Annotated in this window: 1 protein-coding gene; it reads right to left on the reverse strand. The window is 56.9% G+C overall.

What is annotated here, in order from left to right:
* The coding region (locus IAE38_RS23735; protein WP_201219595.1) for an immunoglobulin-like domain-containing protein at positions 1–232 on the reverse strand (232 nt) is incomplete at both ends.

A 232-nucleotide genomic window follows, 5' to 3' on the forward strand; every position in this document is an offset into this window, starting at 1 on the left:
GGTGATCTGAGCATTGTTGCTCAAGGTCACGACCAGGTCGTGGGCCAGTGCGGTGTTGATCTGTACGGTGAAGGTCGGTTTGACGTTCTCAGCAACCGAAGTTTGATCAGCCGAGATGGTGACCTGCACCAGGTCGCCTTGGTTGCCAGTGCCTGGAGTGCCCGAACCTGGCTCGTCGGTAACAGTCGTGCTGACCGGAGTTTTATCCAGGGTCAGTTGCTCGAACTTGCCA

The sequence above is a fragment of the Pseudomonas sp. S32 genome, assembly GCF_016648095.1.
GTDB classification, from domain to species: domain Bacteria; phylum Pseudomonadota; class Gammaproteobacteria; order Pseudomonadales; family Pseudomonadaceae; genus Aquipseudomonas; species Aquipseudomonas parafulva.